Genomic DNA, 12,630 nt, shown 5'->3' on the forward strand with positions numbered 1-12,630 from the left:
TGTCTCCGGGGTCAGTGGGCGACGGCAGCGGCGCCGTGTTCGTCGATCAGCGCGCCGTTGTAGAAACGGTCGATGGAGAATGGCGCGGCCAGCGGGTGCATCTCGCCCTTGGCCAGGCTGGCGGCAAACACGTTGCCCGAGCCCGGGGTGGCCTTGAAGCCGCCAGTGCCCCAGCCGCAGTTGAAGAACATGTTCTTCACCGGGGTCTTGGAGATGATCGGGCAAGCGTCGGGGGTGGTGTCGACGATGCCGCCCCACTGGCGGTTCATGCGTACGCGGGAGAGGATCGGGAACATCTCGACGATCGCCTGCAGGGTGTGCTCGATGACCGGGTACGAGCCGCGCTGGCCGTAGCCGACCCAGCCGTCGATGCCGGCGCCGATCACCAGGTCGCCCTTGTCGGACTGGCTGATGTAGCCGTGCACGGCGTTGGACATGATCACGCTGTCGATGATCGGCTTGATCGGCTCCGATACCAGCGCCTGCAATGGGTGCGACTCCAGCGGCAGGCGGAAGCCGGCGAGCTTGGCCATGTGCCCGGAGTTACCGGCGGTGACCACGCCGACGCGCTTGGCGCCGATGAAGCCCTTGTTGGTCTCGACGCCGATCACCGCGCCGTTTTCCTTGCGGAAGCCGATCACTTCGGTCTGCTGGATCAGGTCCACGCCCAGCGCGTCAGCGGCACGGGCATAGCCCCAGGCCACGGCATCGTGGCGAGCCACTCCGCCACGCCGTTGCACGGTGGCCCCGAGGATCGGGTAGCGGGTGTTCTTCGAGCAATCCAGATAGGGGATCTCGGCCGCTACCTGTTCGGTACGGATGAGCTCGCCATCGACGCCGTTGAGGCGGTTGGCGTTGACCCGGCGCTCGGAGTCGCGGATGTCCTGCAGGGTATGGCACAGGTTGTAGACGCCACGTTGGGAGAACATCACGTTGTAGTTGATATCCTGCGAGAGGCCTTCCCACAGCTTCATGGCGTGCTCGTACAAGTGCGCAGACTCGTCCCACAGGTAGTTGGAACGCACGATGGTGGTGTTGCGGGCGGTGTTGCCGCCGCCCAGGTAACCTTTCTCGATCACTGCGACATTGGTGATGCCGTGCTCCTTGGCCAGGTAGTAGGCGGTGGCCAGGCCATGGCCGCCACCGCCGACGATGACCACGTCGTAGACCTTCTTCGGCGTTGGCGTGCGCCACATGCGCTGCCAGTTCTCGTGGTGGCTGAGGGAGTGCTTGAAGAGGCCGAAGCCCGAATAACGTTGCATGGTGTTCTGCTCCACTCAGCGGTAGACCGGGAAGTCGGCGCACAGCGCGGCGACGTTCTTGGCCACATCGGCCTCGACATCGGCGTCGCCCAGGTTGTCCAGCACATCGCAGATCCAGCCGGCCAGGGCCACGCACTGGGCGACCTTGAAGCCGCGGGTGGTGACGGCCGGGGTGCCGATGCGCAGGCCCGAGGTGACGAACGGCGACTGCGGGTCGTTGGGCACGGCGTTCTTGTTGACGGTGATATGGGCGCGGCCCAGGGCGGCGTCGGCGTCCTTGCCGGTCAGGCCCTGGCGGATCAGGCTGACCAGGAACAGGTGGTTGTCGGTACCGCCCGACACCACGTCGTAGCCGCGCTCGATGAACACCTGGGCCATGGCCTGGGCGTTTTCGATGACTTGTTTCTGGTAGGCCTTGAACTCGGGCTCCAGTGCTTCCTTGAAGCACACCGCCTTGGCGGCGATCACGTGCATCAGCGGGCCGCCCTGGGCACCGGGGAACACGGCGGCGTTGAGCTTCTTCTCGATCTCTTCGTTGGACTTGGCCAGGATCAGGCCGCCACGCGGACCGCGCAGGGTCTTGTGGGTGGTGGTGGTGACCACGTCGGCGAAGGGGATGGGGTTTGGGTACAGGCCGGCGGCGACCAGGCCGGCGACATGGGCCATGTCGACGAACAGCAGCGCGCCGACTTTATCGGCGATCTGGCGGAAACGCGGGAAATCCAGGGTCTTGGAGTAGGCCGAGAAGCCGGCGACGATCATCTTCGGCTTGTGTTCCACGGCCAGACGCTCGACTTCGTCGTAGTCGATCAAGCCGGTTGCGGTGTCGATTCCGTACTGCACGGCGTTGTACAGCTTGCCCGAGGACGACACCTTGGCGCCGTGGGTCAGGTGGCCGCCGTGGGCCAGGCTCATGCCCAGGATGGTGTCGCCGGCCTGCAGCAGGGCCAGGTACACGGCGCCGTTGGCCGAGGAGCCGGAGTGCGGCTGGACGTTGGCGTAGTCGGCGCCGAACAGCTGCTTGGCACGCTCGATGGCCAGCGCCTCGACTTTATCCACATGCTCGCAGCCGCCGTAGTAGCGCTTGCCCGGATAGCCTTCGGCGTACTTGTTGGTCAGGCCGCTGCCCTGGGCCTGCATGACGCGCTTGCTGGTGTAGTTCTCCGAGGCGATCAGCTCGATGTGAGCTTCCTGGCGCTGTTCCTCGGCATTCATCGCCGCCAGCAGTGCGTCGTCGTAACCCTGGATCTGGTCTTGCTTGCTGAACATCGTGTATCTCCCGGCAGCGATCGTTTCTTGTCTGGTGAGGGTTTTCCCACCCTTTGCAGCGATGGTATGACCGGGCACGGCGGTACAGATGCCTGCGCGCGCCTTGCAATGGCGCGTTTACGACATTGTTCAAGGCACTGTGGAAAACAGCGCGGGAGCGGGCTTGCCCCGGATGGCCTCATCGCGGGCAAGCCCGCTCTCACGAGGCCTGCGCTGCCTTTGGACAACCTGTATAGGCAACCGCCGAATCGATGGTTTAGAGTGCGTGCCTGCGTCGTAAAAAGGACAGGCGTCATGACCAACAACAACCAGCAATTCGCCAGCGACAACTATTCCGGCATCTGCCCCGAAGCCTGGGCCGCGATGGAAAAGGCCAACCAGGGCCACGAACGCGCCTACGGCGACGACCAGTGGACCGAACGGGCCTCGGAGTACTTCCGCAAGCTGTTCGAGACCGACTGCGAAGTGTTCTTCGCCTTCAACGGCACCGCCGCCAACTCCCTGGCCCTGGCCTCGCTGTGCCAGAGCTACCACAGCGTGATCTGCTCCGAGACCGCCCACGTCGAGACCGACGAATGCGGCGCGCCGGAGTTCTTCTCCAACGGCTCCAAGCTGCTCACCGCGCCTAGCGTCAACGGCAAGCTCACCCCCGAGTCGATCCGCGAAGTGGCGCTCAAGCGCCAGGACATCCACTACCCCAAGCCGCGGGTGGTGACCCTTACCCAGGCCACCGAAGTGGGCACCGTCTACCGCCCCGACGAGCTCAAGGCGATCAGCGCCACCTGCAAGGAGCTGGGCCTGAACCTGCACATGGACGGCGCGCGCTTCACCAATGCCTGCGCGTTCCTCGGCTGTTCGCCGGCCGAGCTGACCTGGAAGTCTGGCGTCGATGTGCTGTGTTTTGGCGGCACCAAGAACGGCATGGCGGTGGGCGAGGCGATCCTGTTCTTCAACCGCGACCTGGCCGAGGACTTCGACTACCGCTGCAAGCAGGCCGGGCAGTTGGCGTCGAAGATGCGCTTCTTGTCGGCGCCATGGGTCGGGCTGCTCGAAGACGGCGCGTGGATGCGCCATGGCCAGCACGCCAACCACTGCGCGCAGCTGCTGGCGTCGCTGGTGAGTGACCTGCCGGGGGTGGAGCTGATGTTCCCGGTTGAGGCCAACGGGGTATTCCTGCAGATGCCGGAACCTGCGCTGGAGGCGTTGCGCAACAAAGGCTGGCGTTTCTATACCTTCATCGGTAGCGGTGGTGCTCGGTTCATGTGCTCGTGGGATACCCAAGAATCCCGCGTGCGGGAGTTGGCGGCGGATATCCGCGCCATCGTTGGTGCCTGACAGACCCTAATCGCGGGGCAAGCCCGCTCCCACGCAACTGTCGTGGGAGCGGGCTTGCCCCGCGATTGTTTTACAGCCTGAACCCACCCATCTGTCGCGCCAGGTCATCGGCCAAACCACGCAGCGCCTGGCACTCCTCGCGGCAATCCTGCACCTCGGCCGCCGTCTGCCGCGCCAGGTCGGAAATGCCCTGTACCGTCCGGTTGATCTCCTCGGTCACCGCCGACTGTTCCTCGGTGGCCGTGGCTACCTGCTCGTTCATGCCGCTGATGCGCTCGACCTGATCGGTGATCGCGCCGAGCGAGGTACCAGTGCGCTGGCTCGACTCGACACCGTTGCCGGTGGCCGTTTGCCCGGCCTGCATCGACGCCACCGCCATGCCTGCGCCCTGCTTGAGACGCTGGATCATCTGCTGCACTTCGTCGGTGGACACCTGGGTGCGGCGCGCCAAGGTGCGTACTTCATCGGCGACAACCGCGAAGCCCCGGCCCATCTCACCGGCCCGCGCTGCCTCTATGGCGGCGTTGAGCGCCAGCAGGTTGGTCTGCTCGGATATGCTGCGGATCACCGCCAGCACCTCATCGATCGAGGCAACCTCGTCGGCCAGCTGGGTCACGGCCTCGGCGGCGCGGCCGATCTCCCCGGACATGCCCTCGATGTTGTGGATCGAGCGGCGCACCACCTCCCGCGCCTGCAGCGCTTCGTCCCGCGCCGATTGCGAGGCGTGGGCGGCGGAGCCGGCGTTCTGGGCGATATCCTGCACGGTCAGGCCCATTTCATGCACCGCGGTGGCGACCATTTCGGTCATCTCCTGCTGGCGGCCCGAGCGCTCGGCGGTGTTGTCCACCACCTGGGTCACCTGCTCCACCGACCGGTGCAGGCGTTCGGTGGTGCGCAGCACCTCGCCAATCAGGCCGCGTTGACTGTCGAGAAAGCGGTTGAAACCCCGGGCCAGATCGCCCAGTTCGTCCTGGCGCGCATCGTCCAGGCGATGGCTGAGGTCGCCCGCGCCACCGCCGATCTGCACCAGCGCCGCTGTGACCTGGCGGATCGGCCGTACCAGCCCGCGCGCCAGCAGCACCACCAGCAACAACGAGATCAGCGCCACGGCGCCGCCAATCAGGCAGGTCTGCCAGATGGCCTGGCGCGCCTGGGCGTAGATCTCGGTTTCCGGCACCTCGGCCACCAGCGTCCAGTTCAGGTCGCGCAAGGGCAGGCCCAAGGCCAGGTAGTCCTCGCCATCACGTTGGAAACGGCTGCTGCGCAGGCCCTCGCCGCCCATCAGCACAGCGTTTGCCGCCTCGACGTCCAGCTGCTCGGCAAGTTGACGCTTGCCGCTGAACTGCTGGTCGGGATGAACCTGGATCAGCCCGTCGTTGCGCACCAGGAACACCTTGCCGTGCTCGCCGAAGCTGAAGTCGTGGATCAGCTTGGACAGCTCGGTCATGCGCAGGCCCATGCCTGCCACGCCCACCAGCTGGCCGGCCTTTTCCACGCGATAGTCGATGAACAGCGCCAGTTCCCCCGTGGAGCCATCGATGTCGATGTTCAGCATGCGTTCGGCGCCGCTGTCGATATAGCCGTAGAACCAGTTGTCCTTGGGGTTGGCGCGGCTGAGGGTGCGGTCAAGGCCTTTTTCGTTGTAGTAGTTGCCACTCACCGTGGAGGCGAACAGGGTGGTAAAGGCGTGGTTGCGCTGCTTGGCGGCGTCGAGGTACTCGATGAACGCCGGCAGCGCGGCGGGATCTTCACCGGCAGCCAGCCAGTCGCGCAGGAGGGTGTTGCCGGCGATATCTGCGGCCGCCACCAGCGGGCGGCCGAGCATGCGCTCGATATCGTTGCGGATGGCCTCGATACTGGCCGGCAAGGCCGTATCGACTAGATAGCGCTCGGTGAGGCGGTTGAGCGCCACCGTATAGATCGCCACCACCACCAGGATGCTCGCCAGCAGGGCGGCGCCCATGCTCGCGATCAATTGCCACTGGATGCTCCGCTGCCAGATGCGCATGTGCCACTCCCCGATAATTATTGTTTTTCGGGAAGTGTATACACTTAAGTATCCAGTTGTTCCAGTGATCTGCGACAGACTGGACGCCCGCATCGCGGGGCAAGCTCGCTCTCACGAAGGCGCACGATGACGTCAGTCAGACGTCGGAGACGGCCTTGCTGATGGCATCGACCGTAGCGTCGATCTGCGCCTGGGTGCGCTCGAGGGTGCGGTCGTGCTCGCGCTGCAGTTCGATCTGCTTGGAGCACAGGTTCAGGGCTGCCAGCACCAGCAGCTTGTCGCCGATCAGGGTCGGGTAGCTGCGCTTGGTCTCGGCCAGGGCGACATTGAGCATGCGCACGGCCTGGTTCAGGGTTTCTTCCTGGCCCTCGGGGGCCTTCAGCGAATAGTCGTTGCCCAGGATCGACACGACGTTGACCGGCTGCGCTTGCAGTCTCATGCGTTCACGACACCTGCGCTGGCGCGCTCGACCAAGGCCTGGATGCGCGCGGCGGTGGCGCCGTGCTTCTCTTCCTGCTCCATGAGCGACAACTGCAGGCTGTCGTTCTCTTCCTTGGCTTGCGCCAGTTCCTGGCTGAGGCTGGCGTTCTGTTCGGCCAGCTGTGCGTTCTTGTGCATCAGGTCGCTGACCAGTTGCTCGAGTTGATTCAGGGAAGTTTCCAACATGCGTCTATCTCGGTTGTTGCAAAGGGCGCACACGATAAGGAAAAACCTGCGCCCCCGCCATTAAATATCGGATTCAAAAGGTGTTTGCCGGGTTGAGGTTGACCCAGGATCAGCCCCCTTGTTCCGACCTAGGTCAACCGCTGGTCAGGAAAATAGTTAGCTGCCTCACAATTTCATCAAGTCAGCCTAAAGACTGGCCGGTCACGACCGATAGGCAGGCAGGTCTTCTTCCGTCGCATGGATCGCGGCACCTCCTCTGCCTTGGAAACCGCCTCCATGTCCTTACGCAATATGAATATCGCGCCCCGCGCGTTGCTCGGGTTCGCCGTGATCGGTGTGCTGATGCTCGGCCTGGGTATCTTCTCGCTGATCCAGATGGGCAACATCCGCCAGGCCGGCGTGACCATCGAAGAAGTCAGCGTGCCCAGCATCAAGACCCTCGACGAGCTGACCGCACTGAACCTGCGCCTGCGCACCCTCTCCTACCGCCTGCTGCTCAACCGCGAGCCGGCCACCCAGCAAGACACCCTGCGCCTGCTGGACGAGCGCAACGCGCAGATCGACAAGGCGCGCCGCGCCTACGAGCCGCTGGTGACCGCCGCCGACGAGAAGGCCGCCTTCGACCAGTACGGCCTGCTGCTCAACCAGTACCGCCAGCTCGAGGCGCGCATGCGCAGCCTGAGCCAGGCCGGCGACCTCGATGCCCTGCGCGAACTGCTCAACCGCGACCTGCTGGACAACTCCGAGCAGATCAACAAGGTCATGGACGCGCTGGTGCGCATCAACACCGAGCAGACCAGCGCCACCAACGCCCAGGCGGCCGAGCAGTACAGCGGCGCCTTCGCCCTGGTCATCAGCCTGCTGGTAGCGGCCACGGTGCTGACCTTGCTGTTCGCCTTCCTGCTCACCCGCAGCATCGTCAAGCCCATCGACGAGGCGCTCAAGGCCGCCGAGCAGATCGCCGAAGGCGACCTGACCCACAGCATTCACGCCGACGGCACCGACGAGGCCGCGCGCCTGCTCAAGGCCATGGCCAAGATGCAGGACAAGCTGCGCGACACCCTGCAGCTGATCGCAGGCTCCGCCACCCAGCTGGCCTCCGCCGCCGAAGAGCTGAACAGCGTCACCGACGAAAGCGCCCGTGGCCTGCAGCAGCAGAACAACGAGATCGAGCAGGCCGCCACCGCCGTTACCGAGATGACCAGTGCCGTCGAAGAAGTGGCCCGTAACGCGGTCAGCACTTCGGAAGCCTCCAGCGAAGCCAGCCGCTCGGCCGGCGATGGCCGCGACCTGGTACTGGAGACCGTGGGCGCCATCGAGCGCATGAGCGGCGATGTGCAGGCCACCGCCAAGCTGATCGCACACCTCGCCGAGCAGTCCCGTGATATCGGCAAGGTGCTCGACGTGATCCGCGGCCTGGCCGACCAGACCAACCTGCTGGCGCTCAACGCCGCCATCGAGGCCGCCCGCGCTGGCGAGGCAGGCCGTGGTTTTGCCGTGGTTGCCGACGAAGTGCGTGCCCTGGCTCACCGCACCCAGCAGTCCACCAGCGAGATCGAGCGGATGATCGGCAGCATCCAGGGTGGCACCGAGCAGGCCGTGGACTCGATGCGCACCAGCACCGAGCGCGCCGAATCGACCCTGAACATCGCCCGTGGCGCGGGCCTGGCACTGGACACCATCGCCGGCGCGGTGGCGCAGATCAACGAGCGCAACCTGGTGATTGCCAGCGCCGCCGAGGAGCAGGCCCAGGTGGCCCGCGAGGTGGACCGCAACCTGGTGAACATCAACGACCTGTCGGTGCAGAGTGCCACCGGGGCGCACCAGACCAGCGCGGCAAGTGCCGAACTGTCGCGGCTGGCGGTGGATCTGAATGGGTTGGTGGCGCGATTCCGTACCTGATCCTCAAACGCATCGCGGGGCAAGCCCGCTCCCACCAGCCTCACTGCGTGGGAGCGGGCTTGCCCCGCGATCGCATCCGATCGAGGATCAATACTCGATCCGCACATCCCCCTTTGGCACGCTGCAGCACGACAGGATGTAGCCCTCGGCCTCGTCCTCCTCGGTGATCCCGCCGTTGTGCTCCATCTCCACCTCGCCGCCGAGCTTGAGCACCTTGCAGGTGCCGCAGATGCCCATGCCGCAGGCCTTGGGGATCATCAGCCCGACCTTGGCCGCCGCCGCATGCACGGTTTCGCCCGGGGCCACGCGGATGCTCTTGTCACTGCCGACGAACTCCACCAGGTTGAGGTCGGCTGCATCCACTTCCGGCGCATCGGCCGCCGCTTCGGCGTGCTCCACTGCGTCGGCCTTGGCTTCAGGCGGCGTCGCGCCGAACGATTCCTCGTGGTAGTTCTTCATGTCGAAGCCGACCGCTTCGAGCATGCGCTTGACCGCGCTCATGTAGGGCGTGGGGCCGCAGCAGAAGATGGTGCGCTCAAGGTAGTCCGGGGCGATCAGCTCCATCAGCCGCTGGTTGAGGTAGCCGCGATAACCCGCCCACGGCTCGCCCAACCCGTGCTTCTCGCAAATGATATGCAGGCTGAAGTTGGGGATGCGCGAGGCCATCTGTTCCAGCTCGCGGTGGTAGATGATGTCTTTCGGCGAGCGGGCGCTGTGCACGAAGACCATGTCGACATTGGCGTTGGTGTCGTAGAACCAGCGCGCCATGGACATCACCGGGGTGATGCCGACGCCGCCGGACAGATAAAGGGTCTTGCCGGCCGGGAAGTCGATGGCGTTGAACAGCCCCACCGGCCCGTGCACCGGCAACTCGGCGCCTTCGTGCATGGTGTCGTGGAGGAAGTTGGAGACCAGCCCGCCCGGCACCCGCTTGACGGTGATCGAGAAGCTGTAAGGCACCGACGGCGAGCTGGAGATGGTGTACGAACGCATCACCGGCTTGCCTTCGATCTCCAGCTCAAGGGTGACGAACTGCCCGGGCTTGAAGAAGAACATGATCGGCTGGTCGGCCATGAAGCAGAAGGTGCGCACGTCCCAGGTTTCCTGGATGACCTTGACGCAACGCACGATGTGGCGGCCATTGGCCCAGGTCTGGGTGGTAACCGGATTGAGGAAGGTATCGGACATGTTCATCTCCAGCAGCCGACTGTCGGCCTTTCTTATGGCTCCGATAATGCGCATAGCGCCGTCTACGTACATTCCCATCCGCGACATCGGCGTGCTTATCGCGACCAGCCCCGCGCTACAAGGGCTGGCGCGTCGGAATTCGATGCGGCCATGTCGCCCGTGGATATGGTCCTTTCCCGGCCCGGACGCACACTCCTCGGCAAAACAACACGCTGTTTATCCCAAAGAACAGCCTTGCGGCACTACAACAACGATTAGCCACTTCAGCCGGCCGCACGCGGCCACGAGGACCACACGATGGACGTCACCGCAACCCTGAGCCTGGGCGATCCACTGGAACCTGCACGCAAGGCCACCGCCAAGATGCTGCAGACCCGCGAGCGCACCTACTCGCTGCCGCAACCGTTCTACTGCGATGAGCGCCTGTTCCAGATCGACATGCAGGAGATCTTCCACAAGGAGTGGCTGATCGCCGGCATGGTTTGCGAGATCCCGACCAAGGGCAACTACATCACCCTGCAGATCGGCAAGAACCCGATCATCGTGATACGCGGTGCCGAAGGTAAGGTGCATGCCTTCCACAACGTCTGCCGCCACCGCGGCTCGCGCCTGTGCGTGAGCGACAAAGGCAAGGTGGCCAAGCTGGTCTGCCACTACCACCAGTGGACCTATGAACTCGATGGCCGCCTGCTGTTCGCCGGCACCGAGATGGGCGCCGACTTCGACATGAACCAGTACGGTCTGAAACCGGTGAACGTTAAGGTGGCCGGGGGCTACATCTTCATCAGCCTGGCCGAGAATCCGCCGGCCATCGACGAGTTCCTCGCCACCCTCGACCACTACATGGAACCGTACGACATGGAGAACACCAAGGTGGCGGTGCAGACCACCTTGATGGAAAAGGCCAACTGGAAGCTGGTGCTGGAGAACAACCGCGAGTGCTACCACTGCAACGGCTCGCACCCGGAGCTGCTGAAAACCCTGCTGGAATGGGACGACACCAACGACCCGCGGGCCAGCCAGGAATTCAAGGACCACGTGGCCGCCTCGGCCGCCGCCTGGGAGGCCGAGAAAATCCCTTACCTGCACAAGAGCCATGGCCTGCGTAACCGCATCGTGCGCATGCCGCTGCTCAAGGGCACCGTGTCGATGACCATGGACGGCAAGGTGGCTTGCAAGAAGCTGATGGGGCGCATCAAGAACCCGGACCTCGGCTCGATGCGCATCCTGCACCTGCCGCATTCGTGGAACCACTGCATGGGCGATCATATGATCGTGTTCACCGTGTGGCCGATCAGCGCCCAGGAAACCATGGTCACCACCAAGTGGCTGGTGCACAAGGATGCGGTGGAGGGGGTGGATTACAACCCTGAAGAGATGCGCAAGGTGTGGGATGCCACCAATGACCAGGATCGGCGGTTGGCCGAGGAGAACCAGCGGGGGATCAATTCCACGGCTTACCAGCCGGGGCCGTATTCGAAGACTTATGAGTTTGGGGTGGTGAATTTTATCGATTGGTATAGTCAGCGGTTGTTGAACAACTTGGGGGCGGAGCCGGCACCCTACCTGAAGGAAGTGCTCGCTCAGTGAAAGAAATCGACCACGCCTGGCGCACCAGCCAAGGCGTGGTCGGTTCAGGGCGCAATTTCTCCATCCTCGACAAGTATAAGCGTCGCCATCATTTATACGTCGGGAATACGTACCTGCACATTCTATCTATGGGTCAACCACATGATTCCATAAACCCAATAAAATTGGGTCAACCAGAATCTCAGGAAAACTCACAGACCAGCATCCGCACCACTTGACGTATCTAACATCGCAATATCCGCGGCAGCACCGAAGTCATGTCCAGCCTCGGGATCCTCTCCACTACGCATATTCTTATTTAGATTATTCTTCATTCTTGCTCTATCCAGATCCACGCCCGCGATAAAAGTCTCAATTATAACAGACGCGGTCCCTGTTGCTGCTGCTGCGGCCTTAACAATCAAGGCCTGCGTCAAATCATCGTCCCGGTTTGATTGCTGAAACATGTTTTCAGGATCTGTAACTTTAGAAGCAAAAAATTTTCTTAACTCACTTGCACCTAACAAAGTAATAGTTGAGACTTTCAGGAATTGCGAGACTAACTCAGGTAGCTTTAGCGGATCTGTCCACGGACGTTTCGCCCCAGTGACTTCAGACCTCCAGTGCTTAAGCCCCATATTTATACCATCAAATGTAATCTTAGCTCCTGTAGCATAAACAATTACATTGACCGCTGATGTCACAGGGGCAGTCATTGGAAGTCTACCGCTAGGATCAGTCCTATTTACAGGATCACGACTACAATAGGCATATGTATTTATCCCTCCCTTGCCAAAAGGGCTTAGCCTGTCAGGAGAGTGAAAACACTTCAGTACTGTATTGTAAATTCTATGGCCGTTACCCAGTAGGTAAAAACCTACGGCGGGCTCGCATAGCTGGCCGGTGAAACCGAGACTTGGCTTCGCGGTGAGCCCATGCTTGTAACCATGTGGCAAGTACGCGGCAGTGCTAGTGCATGCACCAAAACGGGCAAGTGGACTGTGAAGGCGATCAACTGCCAGTAGCGTGCTCGACATTAACTAGAACTCCTAAGAGGAAATGACAGCCGATAAGGTCGATGCCTGCCCCGCGAAGGCCTGCACAGCCCTGTAGAAGGGCTACTGGAAGTACGCTATCACCGACGCGAAATTGTGATAACTGGTAAAAATGCCAGGTCAAGGGCAAGCTTCTTAACCTTCAGCCCCACTTTTATCCATAAGATGCCTATGTGGCGGCTGCCGCTAGCCGATTGATCAAAAAACGATCAACCAAATGGACGCCACGTAAATTAACGCCTGTAGCGTTCATCCAACACGTTATCCACAGGGACGCCAACAGCATCTGTTGAAAACAACAGGTCAACCATCACACCGCTGTGGATATCATGCGCCAGACCTATCGATGCATGGCTCTACAGCATGCTGCATAGCT

General features: G+C 62.6%; 10 protein-coding genes and 3 pseudogenes. 4 read left to right on the forward strand and 9 right to left on the reverse strand.

Translation table 11 applies throughout. The annotated features are described in order from the left end of the window. Positions 1-11: 11 nt before the first annotated feature. Both BMY03_RS15285 and BMY03_RS15290 read right to left on the reverse strand, forming a co-directional pair. Positions 12-1,262 (reverse strand): sarcosine oxidase subunit beta family protein, encoded by a 1,251-nt coding sequence (locus BMY03_RS15285; RefSeq protein WP_094011556.1) that lies wholly within the window; start codon positions 1,260-1,262, stop codon positions 12-14. A 15-nt stretch (positions 1,263-1,277) separates the two neighbouring features. Next, the gene (locus tag BMY03_RS15290) at positions 1,278-2,531 is read right to left on the reverse strand and encodes a serine hydroxymethyltransferase (RefSeq protein WP_094011557.1); all 1,254 of its coding nucleotides are present in this window, start codon (positions 2,529-2,531) and stop codon (positions 1,278-1,280) included. A gap of 294 nt (positions 2,532-2,825) precedes the next feature. Between BMY03_RS15290 and BMY03_RS15295 the strand changes: the two genes are divergently transcribed. Then, complete coding sequence (locus BMY03_RS15295; RefSeq protein ID WP_094011558.1) at positions 2,826-3,866, forward strand: threonine aldolase family protein; 1,041 nt, start codon at positions 2,826-2,828, stop codon at positions 3,864-3,866. Positions 3,867-3,936: 70 nt separating this feature from the next. Here the strand turns inward: BMY03_RS15295 and BMY03_RS26995 are convergent, their stop codons facing one another. The 4 genes and pseudogenes from BMY03_RS26995 to BMY03_RS15310 all read right to left on the reverse strand — a co-directional run bounded on the left by BMY03_RS26995 (position 3,937) and on the right by BMY03_RS15310 (position 6,540). Then, positions 3,937-4,674: a methyl-accepting chemotaxis protein gene (locus BMY03_RS26995; RefSeq protein ID WP_371920594.1), complete on the reverse strand. Its 738-nt coding sequence runs from the start codon at positions 4,672-4,674 to the stop codon at positions 3,937-3,939. Positions 4,675-4,800: 126 nt separating this feature from the next. After that, positions 4,801-5,967: pseudogene (locus BMY03_RS27000) on the reverse strand (cache domain-containing protein); the annotation flags it as partial. 43 nt (positions 5,968-6,010) lie between these two features. After that, a complete protein-coding gene (locus BMY03_RS15305; protein WP_023630184.1) occupies positions 6,011-6,313 on the reverse strand; it encodes a cell division protein ZapA in 303 nt (100 codons plus the stop codon). Continuing rightward, positions 6,310-6,540, reverse strand: a complete 231-nt coding sequence (locus tag BMY03_RS15310; RefSeq protein ID WP_011536153.1) for a hypothetical protein — start codon at positions 6,538-6,540, stop codon at positions 6,310-6,312. The genes BMY03_RS15305 and BMY03_RS15310 overlap by 4 nt, the downstream gene beginning before the upstream one ends. A gap of 291 nt (positions 6,541-6,831) precedes the next feature. Here BMY03_RS15310 and BMY03_RS27005 point away from each other — a divergent pair. Both BMY03_RS27005 and BMY03_RS27010 read left to right on the forward strand, forming a co-directional pair. Next, positions 6,832-7,587, forward strand: a pseudogene (locus tag BMY03_RS27005) (MCP four helix bundle domain-containing protein); the annotation flags it as partial. Further along, entirely contained in the window at positions 7,579-8,442 is an 864-nt protein-coding gene (locus BMY03_RS27010; RefSeq protein ID WP_371920989.1) for a methyl-accepting chemotaxis protein, read from the forward strand. The pseudogene BMY03_RS27005 and the gene BMY03_RS27010, both read left to right, overlap by 9 nt. A gap of 87 nt (positions 8,443-8,529) precedes the next feature. Here the strand turns inward: BMY03_RS27010 and gbcB are convergent, their stop codons facing one another. Further along, entirely contained in the window at positions 8,530-9,630 is a 1,101-nt protein-coding gene (gene gbcB, locus BMY03_RS15320) for a glycine-betaine demethylase subunit GbcB (protein WP_031314933.1), read from the reverse strand. A gap of 297 nt (positions 9,631-9,927) precedes the next feature. Between gbcB and gbcA the strand changes: the two genes are divergently transcribed. After that, positions 9,928-11,220: a glycine-betaine demethylase subunit GbcA gene (gene gbcA / locus BMY03_RS15330; protein ID WP_094011560.1), complete on the forward strand. Its 1,293-nt coding sequence runs from the start codon at positions 9,928-9,930 to the stop codon at positions 11,218-11,220. Positions 11,221-11,411: 191 nt separating this feature from the next. Here gbcA and BMY03_RS26650 read toward each other — a convergent pair whose 3' ends face one another. Then, on the reverse strand, positions 11,412-11,915 hold the full coding sequence (locus BMY03_RS26650) for a hypothetical protein (RefSeq protein ID WP_232888122.1): 504 nt from the start codon (positions 11,913-11,915) through the stop codon (positions 11,412-11,414). Between the two features lie 21 nt (positions 11,916-11,936). Continuing rightward, positions 11,937-12,236: pseudogene (locus BMY03_RS26655) on the reverse strand (RHS repeat-associated core domain-containing protein); the annotation flags it as partial. Positions 12,237-12,630 lie beyond the last annotated feature (394 nt).

It is taken from the genome of Pseudomonas soli (assembly GCF_900110655.1).
GTDB lineage: Bacteria > Pseudomonadota > Gammaproteobacteria > Pseudomonadales > Pseudomonadaceae > Aquipseudomonas > Aquipseudomonas soli.

Excerpts from the sequence above, each read along its gene's own strand:
- BMY03_RS26650 (WP_232888122.1), bottom strand. The coding sequence starts at position 11,915 with ATGACTGCCCCTGTGACATCAGCGGTCAATGTAATTGTTTATGCTACA.
- BMY03_RS15285 (WP_094011556.1), bottom strand. The coding sequence starts at position 1,262 with ATGCAACGTTATTCGGGCTTCGGCCTCTTCAAGCACTCCCTCAGCCAC.
- BMY03_RS15290 (WP_094011557.1), bottom strand. The coding sequence starts at position 2,531 with ATGTTCAGCAAGCAAGACCAGATCCAGGGTTACGACGACGCACTGCTG.
- BMY03_RS15310 (WP_011536153.1), bottom strand. The coding sequence starts at position 6,540 with ATGTTGGAAACTTCCCTGAATCAACTCGAGCAACTGGTCAGCGACCTG.
- gbcB (WP_031314933.1), bottom strand. The coding sequence starts at position 9,630 with ATGTCCGATACCTTCCTCAATCCGGTTACCACCCAGACCTGGGCCAAT.
- BMY03_RS26995 (WP_371920594.1), bottom strand. The coding sequence starts at position 4,674 with ATGACCGAAATGGTCGCCACCGCGGTGCATGAAATGGGCCTGACCGTG.
- BMY03_RS15305 (WP_023630184.1), bottom strand. The coding sequence starts at position 6,313 with ATGAGACTGCAAGCGCAGCCGGTCAACGTCGTGTCGATCCTGGGCAAC.
- BMY03_RS15295 (WP_094011558.1), top strand. The coding sequence starts at position 2,826 with ATGACCAACAACAACCAGCAATTCGCCAGCGACAACTATTCCGGCATC.
- BMY03_RS27010 (WP_371920989.1), top strand. The coding sequence starts at position 7,579 with ATGCAGGACAAGCTGCGCGACACCCTGCAGCTGATCGCAGGCTCCGCC.
- gbcA (WP_094011560.1), top strand. The coding sequence starts at position 9,928 with ATGGACGTCACCGCAACCCTGAGCCTGGGCGATCCACTGGAACCTGCA.